The following is a 17623-nucleotide window of genomic DNA, read 5'->3' as shown; positions in this document are numbered from 1 at the left end:
CGGGAAGATGATTATTGTTATTATCTGACAAGTTGAATACACTAAGATAAGATGATTACTTTTACAAAAGGTAAGGTGCTGAGATCATTGAGACCATTAAGCTTCTTAAGCAAACTAACCATATTTACCTTTGTCATCAGCACGCTCCCCGTGCTGTTCATCGGTTCCTTTTCGTATCTGACCTCATCCAGAGAAATCCAAAAAAACGTAAATCAAAATAAAATGGAACTGATCTCACAAATCAATACAAATGTAGAGCGAAAGCTGACCACTGTCAATCAAACATTAAACCAGGTCGTCAACTCCAGCGTGTTAAAAAGAGCCCTTAACAGCCCTTTAAATGAAAACGATTTCATTTTATATAATGAATTGAGAAACGAAATCCGCAACATGCAGTCTTTCGATACAAAACTGGAGGACGTCATCTTGCTCAACCAGCAGCAGAACTGGATGGTCAAAAATTCGGGACTGTACAGGCTGAATGAATACAAGGATCATGCGCAGCTGACCAATTTGCTTAATATTTCCGACAACACCTCATGGGTTTTAAACCCCTCTTCATGGTTTTATAGCGAGGAAAGCATGAATGGCGCAAAGTGCAGCTACAGTATCAGTCTTATAAAGAAGCTGCCGACCTCCAAGCTCCATAAATACGGACTCGCCATGGCCAATATTCCCGCCTGCAGTCTGCAGGACGTAATTAATTCGGATGCGCCGCCGCTGGATAACATCATTGTCATTGACGAGAAGAACCGCATCCTGCTTCATCCTGATCTTGAGCTGATCGGCAAGCCTATCGAGGAGAGCGGATTTTCTGGAGTCTCCATGATCTCCGATGATGCAAGGCCCTCCGGACAATTCAAGACACAGATGAATAAGGAGGATTATTCGGTCACCTATTTGCGTTCCCAGTTGAACGGCTGGGTGTATTTATCCGTGACTTCCATCGACAGTCTGACGAAAGAATCCAATAAAATCGGTATTTATACCGCGATGGTCTGCCTGCTGATGCTGGTGCTCTCTATTCTGCTGGCCTGGATCGGCTCCCGGCGGATGTACACCCCGATTGAAAGGCTGCTGAACCAGATCGGGCAGCGCAAAACCGACGTTAAATCAAGACATGTGAGTGAATTTCAAATGATCGGAGAACAGATGCATCATCTGTTCCAATCCAAATCTCAGCTGGAAAAAGAAATCCGCCAGCACATCCGGCAGGTCCGCACTTTTTCGCTCATCCAGGCTTTTCAGGGAAATTACAGAAAGCGTGAGCTGCTCGAAAACTTGGAGCAATTCGGTTACCGGAATCAGATCGAAAAATGGAACACCATGGCGGTCATTACTTTGGCCATCGATTTCTCCGACGACACCGACTATGAGAAGAAGGATTTGAACCTGCTGCTGTTTGCCGCCCACAATATGATCGAAGAACTGGTCGAGCCCGATCACCGTCTGGCCCCCGTCATTATGGACCAGGTCATTGTCGTATTGCTCGGAAGCGAAGATGACGATGCCGTGGCTTTTCACCAGCGCCTGTATTCATTGACGGAGATGCTACAACAGGAAATCAACCGCTGCCTGAAGCTTCAGGTCAGCATCGGTCTGAGCCTTCCGTTCCAATCCTTCCATAAAATATCGATCGCTTACAGGGAAGGTCTTGAAGCGCTCAAATACCGGATCAAGCTCGGTAAGGGCGTCATTATCCAATACGAGAACATTAACTCCGGCAAGCACTATCTAAATTTGAATTATCCGAGTCATAAAGAGAACGATCTGATGGACGCCATCAAACTGGCGGAAACCGAAAAAGCGAAAGAACTGGTATCCCAGCTCTTTGCTACGATCTTTGCCCAGGAGCTTACGCCGCAGGAATATCAAATTCCGCTGACCCGCCTGCTGAACAATTTACTGATTATGATGCAGGAATCGGGGATCAGTATGAATCAAATTTACCATGCGAACGGATCTTTATATGAAGAGCTGTTGGAGCTTCATACCGTAGCGGAAATCGAAGACTGGTTCTGGAGCATGGTTATTTACCCGATGATCAAAATATTCAACAGCAGGCAAAACGCGCAATACCATAACATTTCCGAGAAAATCATCGATCTGGTGCAGCATGGTTACGATACCGACCTGACGCTGGAGGAATGCGCATCCCGCTTGCATTACAATGCCAACTATATCAGCAGCATCTTTAAGAAGGAGACCCAGTATTATTTCAGCGAATATCTCACGATGTACCGGTTCAAAATGGCCAAAAAGTGGTTGGAGGAGACAGATATGCCGATTAAGGATATCGCAGCGAAATTGCGGTACAACAATTCGCAGAACTTTATCCGTTCCTTCCGCAAACAGGAAGGCATGACGCCAGGCCAATACCGGGACAGCCACGCCGCCTCCAAATCAAATTCGAATCCTGGTACTTCGGCGCAAGGATGATATTGGATATGACATAGCGAGCGATAAAAAAATGACGATGCTGTGGAAAAATCCCCGCATCGTCATTCTGCATTCTAATCTCCGAAGCTCGTGTTATGCCAATCCATTGGCGATGCCCACCACGATCCAGGAAGCGATCAGGATCACGTTTCCCGCTAACAGTAATTTTTTGGGCTTGGCAAATCCCTTCCATTCCCCGTCTTTGAGCCCCCATGCATTGCTGACGATCAAAGCCAGACCATTAAAGGCCAGCCAACCGACACTGGAGCCGATCGGTCCAAGCATCACCGTAGCTTTCGCATAAAATCCAAGGGCAAAGAACCATACAAAAGACGTAACGATTGCTTTGGCATAAGCCTTCCCCGACCCCGGTGCAATATAATCGCGGTAAGTCCGGTTTTTGATCAGCATAATAAACGCATATACGAAATTGGCTACGAAACCGCCGGACAACGTAATTACCCAGGGAATCAGGCTGGCGCTCATCTCGGATACGCCGTGCCCGGCCGCAATGTCCAGTGTCTGGTTGGCGTAAGAAAACCCGATGTTCATCGCTGCCGAACCCAACCCGGCAATGGAAGCCATGATCAGTCCCTTGGACAACAGCTTCTCACTTGCCTTCGCCCCAATCTTTTGCCCCTGCTGCAATTGCGCCTTTAGGCTTGTTTCTTTATCTAGCCCCGCCTTTGTGATAACAACCACCCCGACCAGCATGATCACCATTCCGGCTAGCAGCAGAATAAAGGAACGGGCAACCGGAATATTCCCGAAGATGAGTAAAGGAATTAACGAGCCCGCCGAAGCGGATATCCCCATGTTCACACCATAGGTGAGAGATACCCCGATCGAGTCCACCGCTTTGCCAAACAGGATCGAGCTGATCCCCCACAGCAGACCGCAAAATGAAGCCAACCACAGAACTTGCGGCGGAGTCTCCCGCACATATGTCATAAATTCCGGCACTTCCAGCCATGTCCAACCGATCGGAATCAGCAAAATACCGATGACCGAGAAGACCACCCAAAACGCTTCCCAGGAAAAAGGCTGATATTTCTTCATCCCGAGCCCGAAGCTTCCTTGAAAAAAACAAGCTACCAATAACAACAAAAACCCGTAAATCATGTTCTCTCTCCCCATGGCCCTCATCCAAGGTGCCGAATCTATGTAAGCGCAATAAACTAACTATAATGAGGAAACGGGAAAATGACAACGTAAAAAATATCTCTGTTTAGGCTTGATTTAATCGTTCTAACTGTTCCCTGCTCAACTTGATATCCAGTGAGCCCAAATTCTCTCCGAGCTGCTCCGGAGTGCTGGCCGCAATGACCGGAATTACTGCCGGATCGCTATGCAACATCCAGGCCAGAACGATTTGATTCATCGTCCCTCCGGTTTCGGCGGCGACCTCTTTTAACATCTGTAATCTGGATAACGCTTCCGATCCTCCATACGATTCCGGGATGGACACATCTTTCCTCGTATACGCGCCGTTTAGCAATGGGGAATACGCCAAGAGGGAAAGATCGCCCCGGTTCCGGCAATAAGTCAGCAGTTCCTCGTCGGCGCTGACTTGAATGCCGAAATCGGCATCGCGTCGAGGCTGCAGATAGGTATAGCGCTGCTGAACACAGGAGTATGGGGTCAAATTCCCCGCTTCGCTGATTCTTTGAGCCTCTTTCAACCGTGAGAGAGAGTAGTTACTGCAGCCGATCGCCCTTACCTTTCCCTTCCGAACAAGTTCGTCCAAAGCCTCAAGCGTCTCTTCGAGCGGGGTGGATGTATCGTCAATGTGAGCGTAATACAAATCCACATAATCCGTGCCAAGCCGCCGCAGGCTTTCATCGATGGCGGCTTCAATCGCCTTCCGGCCCAAACCTTCCATATTCTCGAACCCCGCTCCGTGATACGCAGGCTTGGCTCCCGCCTTCGTCGCTATAAACATTTGATCACGGTTGCCGCGTTCTTTCATCCATCGGCCCAATAACAACTCGCTTTCCCCGCCAATACATCCATCATTCCAAAAAGCGTAATTGTTCGCCGTGTCGAGGAAGGATCCTCCCGCATCCACATATTGATCCAACAGACGATAAGAGTCACTCAGACCCGTCCGGGATCCGAAATTCAAACATCCTAAAGCCAGCGCACTGACTTGTAGACTTGTGGCACCTAATTTCATCTGCAGCACTGAAAACATCCCCTTAACATTAAATTTGAATCCGGTCCGTCAGATAGTCCAGAAAACACCGACTCTAACCCGAATGTTCTCCGCTTTCCCAAGCCCGGTAATAAGCGATCTTGTCGCGCAAAACCGCCAGCGTATCCTCCAGTTCCTTCGCCTGTAACATCAGCTTTTGTTCGTGCTCCTCAAGGAGCGCTCTCCGCCGGCTAATACCCGCATCCACCATCCGCATCATATCCGCAAAGCGCTGCATTTCTGCGATCGGCATTCCGGTGGAGCGTAAACGAACGATCAACCGGATCCATTCCATATCGTCCATATGATAGGCTCGATGTCCGTTTTTCGCCCGTCGGATCGGATCCATCAGTCCGATTTTTTCATAATAGCGAAGCGTATGCACACTCAATCCCGTCAGGCCTGCGACCTGTTGAATCGTCAAATCCTTATCCGTCATCTATGGATCTCCTTTCCAAATCCTTCTAATGCAACTAATGTACAACTTAGAGTGCACTCCAAGTCAATAGCTTGAAGCTGTACAGAGTCACTCCCATGCTCAATGCAAAAAGAGCCAGGGCTGATTTATACAGTCCGGCTCTCATGCTTAACCTATTTTCCCCAATTCCATCTGTAAATCTTGCGATATAAGATGAACTATTGAAATGGATGTGTGGCAAGTACGTAAAATGTTCCTGCTATCGCTGTTGGTTCCAGATTTCATGATCTTATAGAATCTGAATCGGTTGAAATCCGGAACCAAATGCGACCATGTAGTTTTCTTCGGAATCATTTTATTCCCTTGCCTGCATCTCATTCTTTATTCATCTTATATACTACTCCTTTGCTCCGGTAAGGACGGTAACGATATGTTTACGAAGGCTATCTGCATTATCCGCCAAAAACGGATCTGTATCGAAAATTACGGCATCCGCAATGTACCCTTCAGCAATACGTCCCAATTGGTGACCCCAACCCAAAATTTCGGCCGCATTCCCGGTGGCTGACTGCCAGGCTTCCGCGCGGGTTAATCCATAATCCGTCAAGGTGTCGAGCTCCTGCAGGTTGTAACCATGAAGCGCAGGCGTTGCATAATCCGTTCCGAATCCGATCTGCACCCCGGCTCTCTTGGCATAGGCAATCGCTTTAGGATGAGCTTCGGCGGCGCGGGCGGCCCGCTCACAAATAACCGGATTCAACGCCAATACGCCCTTGGGATCGGCGGCAATCCTGTAGATCGACGTCGTCGGCACAAAGGCCACGCCGGATTCGGCAAGTCTTCCGGCTTGCTCCTCGGTCAGGAACATACCATGTTCGATCGATTCCACGCCGGCCTTAACTGACCAGTCCACAGTCACTCCGCCCCAGGTATGAACCAGCACCTTTTTGCCGTGTTCATGCGCATGGCGTACGATGAATGAGAACTCTTCCTCCGAAAACACCGGATCCAGCACCTTTTCCGTCGGAGCCCCAAGGCCGCCCGTTGCCATAATCTTGACCCAGCCCGCACCTGTATCGTAGATCTGCTTCAATCGCTTCTCCAAATGAATAGTGCCCTTGGCATCCGCGGCTCCAAGCATCTCGCTGCTGGTATGAACCCGCAACGGTACCTGATACGTCTGAACCAGATGCTCGGCCGTGCCGGGCAACAGTCCGCCCGCGTCCCTCGCCGTTGTAACGCCCGTGCGAAGTGTGGCTTCAAAGGCTCGAGCCTGCATTTCTTCAATTTCCTGGCCGCCGCGTTTCAATTGATCGGCGTGATCGAAATCCGTCCAAGCCAAATGGGTATGGAGATCAATGATCCCCGGGCTAATCCACAAGTCTTGGGCTGGAACAGCCCCCTCGTCAGGAACCGGCCCCGATTCGGCAATCGAATGGAACACTCCGTTCCGAATAGAAATATCGAAGCGTTTCCCCTGAATGCCCGCAATATAAACTCGATTAAATGATTGAGCTTGGAGACCTTTATTACTCATGATTCTCCCCCCAAACTTGTAGAATCGCTTCAAGCGCTTGATCCGGGTCCCGGTTCAACAACTGCGCAAGCGTCTTGATGGCTTCTTCCACGCTCCGGCGGCAAGCGTTCGCCCCGAAATGGTTGATTCGCAGCAGCTGCCCGAATAATTCCCCGTCACCAGGGGCTACGATGCCGATAGGACGGTCGATCAGCAAGCTCTTTTCCCCGGAAATCCTTACCGTCGTAGTAAGCGTTGAATAATGTCTGCTATCCTTTTGCCAAGGCTCGATTCCCAATGCTTTAAGGCCTGCCAGGGTTGATGCCGCGGCAAGTTCATGACGCTTGATCACCTGTTCCAGCCCTTCCTCTTCGACAAGCGCCAAAGCAGCGATTAGAGCCCTCGCCTCCAAGGCAGGGATGTTGGGAGGAACCCGAAGCGGTGCCGAACCATCTTTACTAGGCTTCAAATCCAGTAAAGACAGGATTGAATTGCGCGGCGCGTTCCTGTTGGATTCAAGAAACTCCCAGCCTCGCGGGGACACGCTTACTGCGCTAACGCCATTCGGACCGGCCAACGCCTTTTGCGCACCGATCGCTACGAAATCGGCTGTCCATTCATCCACCGGCAGGCTCTCTCCCCCGACAGCCGAAACCGAGTCCATCACCGTTACGAGATCATAGTCCCGGGCAAGCTTTAAGATCTCCCGGGCCGGATTGGATCCCCCCGTAACCACTTCCGCATGGACAAAAGAAATCGCGACCGGACGGAACCGGTCGATTGCTTCATGAATTTCTTTTACCGTCACCACTTCATCAAAAGGGACTCTCACTTCGGCGACCGTTGCCCCGCCGCGTTCCAGCCATGTTCCGAACAAGCTCCCGTAAGGGCCTGTCACTACATTCAAAATCGTACGACCCGGAGCCGAGATCCCGGCAGCCACTGCTTCTATACCCAGGATCGCCTCCCCGGGGATAATCACTGGAGCATGCTTTGTAGACAATAACCGGGACAGCAAAACATTAAGTATTTCATATTCGGATAAGGATAAGGGTACATATCCCGCATATTCTTGACTCATGTTGTTAAACCTCCTGAAGTGCTTGGTTTCGGCATTCTCGGTACTGCGGATAATAGTTCGAGAGAATATGCCGATTCAGGGTTGGAGAAGAACCGATCCTTGGGATTCAGCTCAACCAGCCGTCCCTGGCGCATCACCGCAACCGTATCGCTAATTTCATGGATGACCCCCAAATCATGGGAAATGAATAGCATGGTCAGGTTTAATTCAGCCTTAAGCTTGCTGAACAATTCCAGCACGCTCCGCTGAACCGAGACGTCGAGGGCGCTCGTCGGTTCGTCCGCAATCAGCAGGCTCGGTTCCACGCTCAAAGCTCGCGCTATCGCGATCCGTTGCCGCTGGCCGCCGGAAAATTCATGGGGAAACCGGTCCAAGCCGCTTTCTTCAATATGAACCTTGGCCAGAAGCTCTTTGCATCTCTTTTCGACCTGGGCGCGGTCCACGATTCGGTGAAACAATAACGCCTCGGACAGAATTTGCCGGACCGAATGCTTTGGATTCAGTGAAGCATCCGGGTTCTGGAAGATCATCTGAATTTGTTTGCGCTGAGCGCGACCTCTCTTCTTGAGCAAGGGCTGCGAATTCAGAGTAATCTCGCCGCCATCGGGTGTGATTAACCCGGCAATCACCCGGGCGAGCGTGGATTTGCCCGAGCCCGACTCTCCGACAAGCCCCAGCACTTTATGCTGCTGCAAATTCAAACTGATATCATCCAGGGCTGTAAACCCGCCATAATGGACTGAAACATTTTTCACCTGGAGAGCTAATTCCATATCCGCTCGCTCCCTTCCAGCTCAGGCATGGGAAGCACCGAGTTGATCAACATTTGCGTATAGGGATCCTGCGGGTTTTGCAGAAGGTCAAGGGTATCTCCCTGTTCCACAATCTCCCCGTTCTTCATCACGCACAGTTTGGAACACATGGCCGCAGCTACCGCAAGGTTATGCGTAACAAATACCATGGCAAAGCCCAGTTCCTTTTGCAAAGCTGAAATCGTCTCTATGATTTGTTTCTGAACGGTGACGTCAAGCGCCGTTGTAGGCTCGTCGCAGAGCAGAATGCTCGGCTTGCACGCCAGCGCAATCGCGATGACCACGCGCTGGCATTGTCCGCCCGAAAGCTGGCTCGGATACCGGTCGGCCGTTTTTAAAGAATCTGGCAGCCCAAGCCTTTCGAGCAGCTCAAGCGCGATTTCGCGAGCCGCTTTTTTGCTTACCTGCTGCCTGAAACGAACAACTTCCGAAAGCTGCTTCACGACCGGACAAAGCGGGTCGAGCGCCCCCCGGGGATCCTGAAAGACCATAGCGGTGCGCTCATCGCTTTTGATGGTTCCGTCTACCTTTTCCACACCGCGCGGAAGAAGTCCGAGTATCGCACGCAGCGTCAGCGACTTCCCGGATCCCGATTCGCCCACCAAGCCTATAGTCTCGCCTTTGCCCAGCGCAAAGCTGACCCGGTTCACCAATCTATGATGCTGCTTTGTCTCCAGCGACAAATCCTCTACTTCCAGAATGACTTTGTAAGACATTATTTTTTCCTCCAAAGATCCGCCAGGCCGTCACCTACAAGGGACAACGCAATTCCCGTATACACCACCGCGAAACCCGGAACTGCAGAGAGCCACCAGGCCGTGGTGATAAAAGACTGCCCGTCGGAAATCATCGTTCCCCAATCCGGCGTGGGCGGCGTAATCCCGATGCCAAGATACCCTAGCGTCACAATCGCTACCAGCAGCCCGACCATATCGGTCATGAGGACCACGATTGCTTGCGGCAATACATTCGGCAGAATATGGCGCAAAATAATTCTTATGCCGGGCAGCCCAAGCGTTTGAGCGGACGCTACCCATTCCTGCTGGCGAAACGAGGCGGTAAGCCCGCGAGTTACCCGGGCAAACACGATCCAGCCTACGAGTATAAAAGTGATATAAATGCCGCGTTCCCCTGCCCCGCTGGCAAAAGCAACGATGATAACGATCAAATAAAAAGGAAACGCGATAAACGTGTCCGTGAGCAGCGTAATGACGGTATCAAGCCATTTCCCGTAATACCCCGCAACCATACCCAGAAATAGGCCGGTACAAAACGGAATGATCTCGGCCAGCACCATGATTTTCAAATCCGTCCGGGCCGCATAAATCAGTCTCGTAAACAGATCGCGTCCCAATTGGTCCGTCCCCAGCCAATGTTCGGCGGACGGGGGCTGCAAAAAAGCGCTCAGGTTTTGCTCGGAAGGCTGATAAGGACTTATAAACGGAATGAATACGGCCAGGAGGACAAGCACCGCAAACATGAAGGTTCCCACCATCAGGGTCGGAGTGCTCCAAATTCTGCCGAAAAAACTTGTCCTATTCCCGTATCCATTCAACCTGGGGTCTATTCTCATCTGTTTCATGATTTTCCTTTCGTTCTGGGATCAAGCCACCAGGAAATGATTTCAACGAGGAGGCTGATGATCACGACAGAGATCGCACAATAAAGCGCTATTCCTTGGATGACCGGGAAATCCCGCTTTGCAATGGAGGAGAACAGCAAGCTGCCGATTCCCTTGATGCCGAACACTTGTTCAACGACTAAGGTGCCGCCGATCAGGTACGACAGATTTACCCCGAACAGCATCAGCGTAGGAAGCGCCGCATTCCGCATCACATGCTTGAACAGAATGATCGCTCTTGGAATACGGGCCGCCTTCAACGTGACCACGAAATCGGATTCCAATACATCCAGCATTTGAGCTCGTAACGAACGAACCAGGGTGGGAATTTGCGAAAAAGCTACGGTGATCGCCGGAAGCGCGAGGCTATGCACGGTACCGACCCAGCCTTCTTTGACCCCTCCGACGGGAAACCACCCCAACCTGACGCTAAACAGTAAAATTAGAAGCAAACCAACCCAAAAAACGGGCATACCTAAAGTAATTGTAGGAAAAATACGGATCAAATGGTCCGGCAGCTTATCTTTGTTCGTAGCCGCAAGTGTAGCAAGCATAAGGGCGATGATGATCGCAAAAACACTGGCCAATCCGATAAGCAGCAATGTAACTGGCGCCCGGTCCGCAATCAGCTCCCTTGTGGAGGTTCCCGAGATGATGGAATTCCCCGTATCCCCTTGCGTAAACAGAATCTTGACGAATCGTAGGAACTGCTCCCCTATAGAGAGGTCGAGCCCGAGAGCATGATGCATGCTCTCGAGCGCCTCAGGTGTACTGTATTCGCCCAGGATCATTTTCGCGGGGTCCCCAGGGACAATTCGGATCAAGAAAAACACAGCTGTAGTCACGCAGAGAATGACGACCAGCGCTCTTACCAGAACTATCACCAGCCAAAGGGAGGATCCCCTGGATTTGATTCCGGCCGATGCACTAAACGTTTTGCTTAGTTTCATCATTTTTTAAATTGAACTTCTTCGAAGCGGATACTGCCGTTCGGCAAAACAACGATGCCATCCACGGAAGAAGACACGCCTTTCAAAATATCCGGATAGAAAAGCGGAATGTAAGGCACTTCGTCCGCCAAGGTTTGAAGCAGCTTGGAATAAATTTCGGCCCGTTCCGGTCCGTCCTGCGACTTCTGTCCTTCGCGCAGCAGCTTGGTCACTTCGTCATTGGTATAATGCGTCCAGTACGATTTGCTGAAGCCTTCCGGATCGGTTTGGAAAGCGATGATCGAATTCGCTTCCGGAGCATCGGCTTGGCCGCTGTTCAGCATGGCCGAGAAATCGTAAGCAAAGAATCTTTCGCGGAACGTAGCGAGTTCAATCGATTCAATTTCGATATTAATCCCGATCTCCTTGCCCGCTGCCTGAATAATTTGCGCCTCTTGAGCTCTTGTGCTGTTGCCGGAAGCGACCAGCAATTTGGTGCTGAAACCGTCAGGGAAGGCGGATTTGGCAAGCTCCTCCTTGGCGGCATCGATATTAAAATCAAGCGTTTTGACCTGATCGTGTGAGTTGTACGGGATTGCTGTCGGCAGCAAGGAAATTGCAGGCTTTGCATAACCGAAGGTCAGCGCATTGGTCAAACCTTCACGGTCGATAGCCAGCGCTAAAGCGCGGCGAACATACACGTCGGAAAAATGCTTATCCAGGGTATTGAAGAACAGTTGCTCCGTCACCCAGCTTCCGTTAGTAACGACAGCTGTATCGGGACCTTGCTTGATCTCATTCGCGTTTTGCAGCGCCAAGGATTCAATTCCGTTCACTTCTCCCGCCTTGAGCTGGTTAATCGCCTGACTGTCATCTTCGATCAGCTTGTAAACAAGCTTGTCGATGTACGGCTTCCCTTCCTGCCAATAATTCGAATTCTTAACAAATGTCAGATCGCCTGCCGGGTCCCACTTTTCAACCACGAACGGCCCTGTACCCACCGGATTTTTGAAAAATTCTTCTTCGGAAACTCCCCCGAAATCTTTCGGGATAATCCCGTTAGAGAAGTTGGACAGCTCGGAAATGAAAGGCGTATACGGCTCCTGGAGAACAATTTCAAGCGTGCGGTTATCCGTAGCTTTGACGGAATCCACTTTTGCCGCAATCGCTAATGGTCCCCCTACCTTCAAATGCCGCTCCAGCGAGAATACGGCATCCTCCGCCGTAACTTCGTTACCGTTTGAAAATTTCAAGCCTTCACGCAGCACGAATGTATATTTCAAGCCATCCTCGCTGATGTTGTGAGACTCGGCCAGCCAATCTACGATTTCCCCTTCGCTGTTGAAAGAGACCAGTGATTCGAATACTTTATCAATGGCAAAAGCGTTGTTTGCCGTGATCTGGTTATGTAGGTCGAGCGATGTTACCGCAGCAGGCCGCCCGTAAACAAAGGTACCTCCTGCAGCAGGCTTGCCCGCTTCCGAGTTCTGATTAGTGCTTTGACTCTGAGCGCCGTTATTTTCAGCGGGTTTATTGTTGGAACCGGAGCAGCCGGCAACCAGAACCAAAATAAGAACTGATAATGCGCCAATCCAAGCCGATTTTTTAAAAGACCCTTTTAACTTCAACATGCTTACTCCCCCTATTCCAATAAAGCGGATAAATTTAGTATGAATTGTATTATGGGTGAATTACTTAGATCTGTCAAACAAAAAAATCCGCGCTGCAACAAGGGTTTGACTAATTTTATCCAGCTCAGGAATTGTATCCGCTTTCCTATTTCAACAGCAATCAAATTCTGACTGTGTCTCTTCTTACATCATTCGTCTTGCACAAAAAAAGAGCCCAAACTGAAATTATCAGTTTCGGCTCTTTTCTTCAATTGCGAGTTATTTCAAGTTAATCTCCTTGATCTTGGCGAGCGGGAATTTCGGCTTGCGGTCCTCCGTCAGAAGGCCGTTGATTTCCTGCTGAACATCGGTAAGCTGGGTGTAGCAGAATCCGCAAATATAATCCACACTCTTGATCGCCTGTACTAAGCCGTCAAAGCGCTCAAGGAACTCTTCATCCGTCTGTACCTGATGCCCGTAGCCCCAGCCTTTATCCGACTGGAAAGCGATCCCGCCGAATTCGGTGATCATGATCGGCTGGCCTTTATACTCGTAGCCGTCGGCGAGCGCGTACTTCCATTGATTGCAGGTGATCTCCTTGTTGACGATTGCATCCTTGTTACCTGCATACCGCTTCAGGAATTTCTCCCCGGTCTCCACATAGTCGTGCAAAGTTATAATATCGGAGACCGTGTGCTCCCAACCGTCATTCGTAATGACCGGACGGTAAGGGTCATACGACTTGGTGAGATGGTAAATGCTCTCCGTAAATTTCTGCTGTCTTTGATCATGCAGAATGTACGGAATTCCCCAGGACTCATTGAACGGCACCCATGTGATAATGCTCGGATGGTTATATTGCTGATGAAGTATTTCCAACCATTCTTTGGTGAAGTTCTCCACCGCATCATCATGAAATTCGAACGTTGCGGCCATTTCCGACCATACCAGGAGGCCCTTAACGTCGCACCAGTACAGGAAGCGGGCATCTTCAACCTTCATGTGCTTGCGTACGCCGTTATATCCCATTTCCAGCATATAGTCGATGTCGGCTATAAGCGCTTCCTCGCTCGGCGGCGTCAAATGGCTCTCTGTCCAGTAACCCTGGTCCAGCATCAGTCTTTGATAGATCGGTACATTGTTGAGAAGTACCTTGCCCTTTTCGATGGATACCTTTCTCATTCCGAAATAGGATAGTACGCGATCCACTACGATATCATCGTGATACAGCACAAATTCTACATCATAGAGATTCGGCTGCTGCGGTGACCAGAAGATTCTTTTCCAAGGACCGTTCACTTCATGCACCAGGTCCACTTCCACGCTCTGGCGAGGCCGGTCGATCACCAGGCTTACCGTCTTTACATGGCGGTCCTTCATCGTCACGATGGCTTCCAGTCTTAAGGTTCCCTTTGCCGTTTCCAGGCCGTGTACCCGGTAATCGAAGGCTACTCTGGCATGATCGAGATCAGGTGTAATTTTCACCCTATCAAGCCGCTGCTCATCCACATATTCCAGCCATACCGTCTGCCAAATGCCGGTGGTCTGTACATAGAAGCATTCGAAATTGTCCTTCGTCCACCGCTGCTTGCCCCGTGGCTGGGTGCAGTCGTCGCTGTCCTCCGCTTTTAACGTGATAATGTTATCCTCGCCAAATATCAGGTAAGGCGTAATATCGAACGAAAATGCGGCATAGGCCCCTTGATGGCTGCCGGCAAGCACACCGTTTACCCATACCTTGGCGATATAATCCACGGCCTGAAAATGCAGGATTACCCGTTTTCCTTCCGCTTCCTTCGGAATCGACACGTTCTTGCTGTACCATACCCGCGAATGAAATTCCGGGGTGCCGATACCACTAGCTTGGGTTTCATACGTAAATGGAACAGTAATCTTATGACTTCCTGCCAGCTGTTCCTGCCATTTTTCGATTTCCCCGACGTTATCGTCGTCGAAGCGGAAGTCCCATTCGCCGTTCAGGTTCATCCATTTGTCGCGCACGAATTGGGGTCTTGGATAATCTTTGATATAGCCCTTGGTTGTCATCTTGCTCCTCCAGAAAGTTATTTAGTTCTAATCTCCAGTGCATAGACCGATGCCGGACGCAATGGATAACCCGCCTTCCAGACTTCGAACGGAATGGAGTTGGACTTGCAGGAGATGTAATCCGGGGCAAAGACGGAATTAATATCCCACTCGGATTCTCCAGTGATTTCATAAAGCACAGTGTCTTTAGCAGCTTGAAGCTCTCCAAGATCCAAAGCAGCCCTTACCTCTTGCAGACTCCGGTTGACGATAAACAGAGTGATCGTGCTTCTGTCTTTATTTGTGCATGCAGCGACATCCAGATCCGGCAAGGCGTCCAAATCAATCGGTGCCGGTTTGTTGGATTGAACAGCGAAGGTGCCGCCCTCTACCTTTGCCGGAAGCATGCTGGAAATATCACGTCCCGCGTACAGCTTCATAACTTCGTAAGTAGGCGTTCCGTATACCTTGAGCGGATGCCCGCTCCAGCCGGGAGCTTTCCCGCAGTATTGATCGGCATAATAATCGCCTACCCGGATGCAGCCCCCGAGCCATCCGTTCACCAGATCGGAGAAGCTGCCGATGTGTACTAAATCGCTTGAACGCAGCATTTCGTTAAGATTGGCGGCGTTAGCGACCGCCGCGCCCAGCGTATGCTCATCCGGCAATCCTTTTCGCACATTATTCGGATAGTACATCGTATTGTATTCAGTAATCGCCAGCTTCACATGGCAGTGCTTCGGGTTGGCGAGGATTTGTTCCCGTGTCTCTTCAATGTTGAGCCGCGTCCATTCCGGGAAGGCCGTGATTGCTTTATAGCGCTCCTCCGCTGGCGTACTCCGGTCCATCGCAAAACGATTGTAGCCGTGATACAAATGCAGGGTCAGATAGTCGATTCTTTCCCCCGCGATGTCCAGCACCGCCTTGTTCCAGGCCTGATCGGTATGTCCGCAGGCAAGAATCACAATCGAAGGATCCGCCGCTTTCATCGCTTCGATGAAGGATAAGGTTCGCCGTGCGAACTGCTCGCCCGTACAGGTCCCTACCTGCCAGGCTCCCCATACCTCGTTGCCGATTTCCCAATACTTGACGTCGTACGGTTCAGGATGTCCGTTCGCGGCACGCTTCGCCCCCATCGGCGTGTCGATGCCGCCGTTGCAATATTCAATCCACTGCGCAGCTTCCTCCGGAGTGCCCGAGCCGTCATTCACGCAAATCAGCGGTTCTACGTTCAACTCCCGGCAGAAATGGATGAACTCATCCGTCCCGAAGTATTTACTGGTCCATCCTCCCCATGCCTCATTGAACATGACAGGGCGCTCAAGCACAGGTCCGATGCCATGCTCGAAGTGGTAGGCGCTAATATAGTTACCGGCCAACCTCATCATGCCGGCATTCAAATCTCTCGACATTTCAACGACTTCCCGCTTCACGAGTCCGATATGATCCTCGGGGAGGAGGGACACGTGATCGATCCACAGCATGCCGGTAGATACACTGTCTCGCCATCTCGGATGTTCAGCCGGCACGTATACCCGGAACTCCGCATCAGCGCAGTCCCGGCTGACCGCCAGCACCGCTTCATACTCTTGCCAATTGTGGCTATTCAGCTCGATGCGCTCCAACCCCAGCCGCTCCTGGCTGAGCCGGTCCACAGCCTCAACGATCACATAGTTAAGCTCGATCGAGGCTCTGGCCACCAGCTTGACCGTATATTTCATCGGCCCTTTGAATGCAGTCTTCTGAGCTATCCCTGCATAGGCCTCATCATCGCTCAGAATGTGGACCCGCTGGGCGCGTCCCGAATGCTTCGGTGCGGATGCCTCCAGCGCGTACTTGGTATTCCGTCCGTTCGTAAAGGCATACCAGCTTCCCGACACCTCCGTCTTGCTATCCGCCTCGCTCTCAAAATCCATGTCTTTCAACGGAAAGGCCAGCATGGCCTCCATATGATCGCGTATATCCTCCACGAAATGACCGAATAAGTATGGATTGATCGTATGTTCGCTTACCCGGCTGCAATCGATTGTAATCGTCGCTTTATTGTTCAATTTTCACCCTCCATTGCCATTTGCCATTATCCTTTAATCGATCCGATCATGACGCCCTTAACAAAATGACGCTGCACGAAAGGATACATAATCAGTACCGGCAGACTGGATACGATAATAACCGCATATTTAATGCTCTCGGAAAGAAGAATCTTCTCCTCCATTCCGACGTTGCCGCCGTCCACGCCCGCAGACTGGCTGATCATCAAGATTTCCCGCAGCACCAATTGAAGTGGATACAGATCTTCCGTGCGGATATAAATCAGCGCATTAAAGAAGGAGTTCCAGTGGCCGACCGCATAGAACAGAACCATGACCGCCAAAATCGGCTTCGACAGCGGCAGAATAATGCTGATCAGCAGCCGCCAGTTGGAGCAGCCGTCGATATGGGCCGCCTCCTGCAGCTCCCAAGGGATGCTGGATTGGAAATACGTTCTCATAACGATCAGATTGTACGTGGAGATGGCCCCGGGAATAATGAGTGCCCACATTGTATCGACCATACCCAGGTTTTTGACGAGCAGGTAACTCGGAATCAAGCCACCGCTGAAGAACATAGTTAGTGTAATAATTAGCATGAGTCCCTTACGCCCCGGTAAATCCGGTCTTGATAAAGGATAAGCCGCCAACAGTGTCATAGTAATATTGATCAGCGTACCGACGACGGTGTAAAAAATCGAATTTCGGTAACCAATCCAGATCTTGTCGTTGTGCAAAATGTTATTGTAGGCATCCAGTGTGATTCCCTTCGGAAGCAGCCACACCTCCCCGTTCAACACCCTCGCCGGGTCGCTGAACGAAGCGCTGACTACAAATACCAAAGGATAGAGCACGATGATTATAATCACCGCTGCGATGAAATATACGAGAACATCGAACCAGCGTTCATCCGATGGGCCTTTCACGATTGCTTCTTTAGGCATTATT

At 50.6% G+C, this 17623-nt stretch carries 14 protein-coding genes; 1 reads left to right on the top strand and 13 read right to left on the bottom strand.

Annotated elements, in window-relative coordinates; all coding sequences use genetic code 11:
• The first annotated feature begins 75 nt into the window (after positions 1–75).
• Positions 76–2439, top strand: a complete 2364-nt coding sequence (locus KB559_RS07610; protein ID WP_348772899.1) for a helix-turn-helix domain-containing protein — start codon at positions 76–78, stop codon at positions 2437–2439.
• Positions 2440–2532: 93 nt separating this feature from the next.
• On the opposite strand, the gene KB559_RS07605 is transcribed toward KB559_RS07610, so the two are convergent.
• The 13 genes from KB559_RS07605 to KB559_RS07545 form a co-directional block, all read right to left on the bottom strand.
• On the bottom strand, positions 2533–3561 hold the full coding sequence (locus tag KB559_RS07605; protein WP_211021131.1) for an L-rhamnose/proton symporter RhaT: 1029 nt from the start codon (positions 3559–3561) through the stop codon (positions 2533–2535).
• A 106-nt stretch (positions 3562–3667) separates the two neighbouring features.
• Positions 3668–4615, bottom strand: coding sequence for an aldo/keto reductase (locus tag KB559_RS07600; RefSeq protein WP_211021130.1), 948 nt, complete (start codon positions 4613–4615; stop codon positions 3668–3670).
• 73 nt (positions 4616–4688) lie between these two features.
• Complete coding sequence (locus KB559_RS07595) at positions 4689–5072, bottom strand: MerR family transcriptional regulator (protein WP_211021129.1); 384 nt, start codon at positions 5070–5072, stop codon at positions 4689–4691.
• 376 nt (positions 5073–5448) lie between these two features.
• Positions 5449–6588 carry an amidohydrolase family protein gene (locus KB559_RS07590; RefSeq protein ID WP_211021128.1) on the bottom strand — a complete coding sequence of 380 codons (1140 nt, stop codon included), beginning with the start codon at positions 6586–6588 and terminating at the stop codon, positions 5449–5451.
• The gene (locus KB559_RS07585; protein ID WP_211021127.1) at positions 6581–7648 is read right to left on the bottom strand and encodes an aminotransferase class V-fold PLP-dependent enzyme; all 1068 of its coding nucleotides are present in this window, start codon (positions 7646–7648) and stop codon (positions 6581–6583) included. The genes KB559_RS07590 and KB559_RS07585 overlap by 8 nt, the downstream gene beginning before the upstream one ends.
• Entirely contained in the window at positions 7645–8421 is a 777-nt protein-coding gene (locus KB559_RS07580) for an ABC transporter ATP-binding protein (protein WP_211021126.1), read from the bottom strand. The genes KB559_RS07585 and KB559_RS07580 overlap by 4 nt, the downstream gene beginning before the upstream one ends.
• A complete protein-coding gene (locus KB559_RS07575; protein WP_211021125.1) occupies positions 8412–9176 on the bottom strand; it encodes an ABC transporter ATP-binding protein in 765 nt (254 codons plus the stop codon). Before KB559_RS07575 ends, KB559_RS07580 begins: the two co-directional genes overlap by 10 nt.
• The gene (locus KB559_RS07570; protein WP_247681651.1) at positions 9176–10042 is read right to left on the bottom strand and encodes an ABC transporter permease; all 867 of its coding nucleotides are present in this window, start codon (positions 10040–10042) and stop codon (positions 9176–9178) included. The genes KB559_RS07575 and KB559_RS07570 overlap by 1 nt, the downstream gene beginning before the upstream one ends.
• Entirely contained in the window at positions 10039–11034 is a 996-nt protein-coding gene (locus KB559_RS07565; protein WP_247681650.1) for an ABC transporter permease, read from the bottom strand. The genes KB559_RS07570 and KB559_RS07565 overlap by 4 nt, the downstream gene beginning before the upstream one ends.
• Positions 11031–12641 carry an ABC transporter substrate-binding protein gene (locus KB559_RS07560; protein WP_211021124.1) on the bottom strand — a complete coding sequence of 537 codons (1611 nt, stop codon included), beginning with the start codon at positions 12639–12641 and terminating at the stop codon, positions 11031–11033. Before KB559_RS07560 ends, KB559_RS07565 begins: the two co-directional genes overlap by 4 nt.
• A 258-nt stretch (positions 12642–12899) precedes the next feature.
• The gene (locus KB559_RS07555) at positions 12900–14666 is read right to left on the bottom strand and encodes a glycoside hydrolase family 2 protein (RefSeq protein ID WP_211021123.1); all 1767 of its coding nucleotides are present in this window, start codon (positions 14664–14666) and stop codon (positions 12900–12902) included.
• A 17-nt stretch (positions 14667–14683) separates the two neighbouring features.
• Positions 14684–16696 (bottom strand): alpha-L-arabinofuranosidase C-terminal domain-containing protein, encoded by a 2013-nt coding sequence (locus KB559_RS07550; protein WP_211021122.1) that lies wholly within the window; start codon positions 16694–16696, stop codon positions 14684–14686.
• Positions 16697–16722: 26 nt separating this feature from the next.
• The gene (locus KB559_RS07545; protein ID WP_211021121.1) at positions 16723–17619 is read right to left on the bottom strand and encodes a carbohydrate ABC transporter permease; all 897 of its coding nucleotides are present in this window, start codon (positions 17617–17619) and stop codon (positions 16723–16725) included.
• Between the last annotated feature and the right edge of the window lie 4 nt (positions 17620–17623).

This window comes from Paenibacillus sp. Marseille-P2973, assembly GCF_018101095.1.
Classification (GTDB): domain Bacteria; phylum Bacillota; class Bacilli; order Paenibacillales; family Paenibacillaceae; genus Fontibacillus; species Fontibacillus vini.
The sequence above is the reverse complement of the archived record's forward strand: the minus strand, read 5'-3'. Positions and strand labels throughout refer to the sequence as shown.

Coding starts and splice junctions, on each gene's coding strand:
- KB559_RS07605 (WP_211021131.1), bottom strand. CDS start 3,561: ATGATTTACGGGTTTTTGTTGTTATTGGTAGCTTGTTTTTTTCAAGGA.
- KB559_RS07600 (WP_211021130.1), bottom strand. CDS start 4,615: ATGAAATTAGGTGCCACAAGTCTACAAGTCAGTGCGCTGGCTTTAGGA.
- KB559_RS07595 (WP_211021129.1), bottom strand. CDS start 5,072: ATGACGGATAAGGATTTGACGATTCAACAGGTCGCAGGCCTGACGGGA.
- KB559_RS07590 (WP_211021128.1), bottom strand. CDS start 6,588: ATGAGTAATAAAGGTCTCCAAGCTCAATCATTTAATCGAGTTTATATT.
- KB559_RS07585 (WP_211021127.1), bottom strand. CDS start 7,648: ATGAGTCAAGAATATGCGGGATATGTACCCTTATCCTTATCCGAATAT.
- KB559_RS07580 (WP_211021126.1), bottom strand. CDS start 8,421: ATGGAATTAGCTCTCCAGGTGAAAAATGTTTCAGTCCATTATGGCGGG.
- KB559_RS07575 (WP_211021125.1), bottom strand. CDS start 9,176: ATGTCTTACAAAGTCATTCTGGAAGTAGAGGATTTGTCGCTGGAGACA.
- KB559_RS07570 (WP_247681651.1), bottom strand. CDS start 10,042: ATGAAACAGATGAGAATAGACCCCAGGTTGAATGGATACGGGAATAGG.
- KB559_RS07565 (WP_247681650.1), bottom strand. CDS start 11,034: ATGATGAAACTAAGCAAAACGTTTAGTGCATCGGCCGGAATCAAATCC.
- KB559_RS07560 (WP_211021124.1), bottom strand. CDS start 12,641: ATGTTGAAGTTAAAAGGGTCTTTTAAAAAATCGGCTTGGATTGGCGCA.
- KB559_RS07555 (WP_211021123.1), bottom strand. CDS start 14,666: ATGACAACCAAGGGCTATATCAAAGATTATCCAAGACCCCAATTCGTG.
- KB559_RS07545 (WP_211021121.1), bottom strand. CDS start 17,619: ATGCCTAAAGAAGCAATCGTGAAAGGCCCATCGGATGAACGCTGGTTC.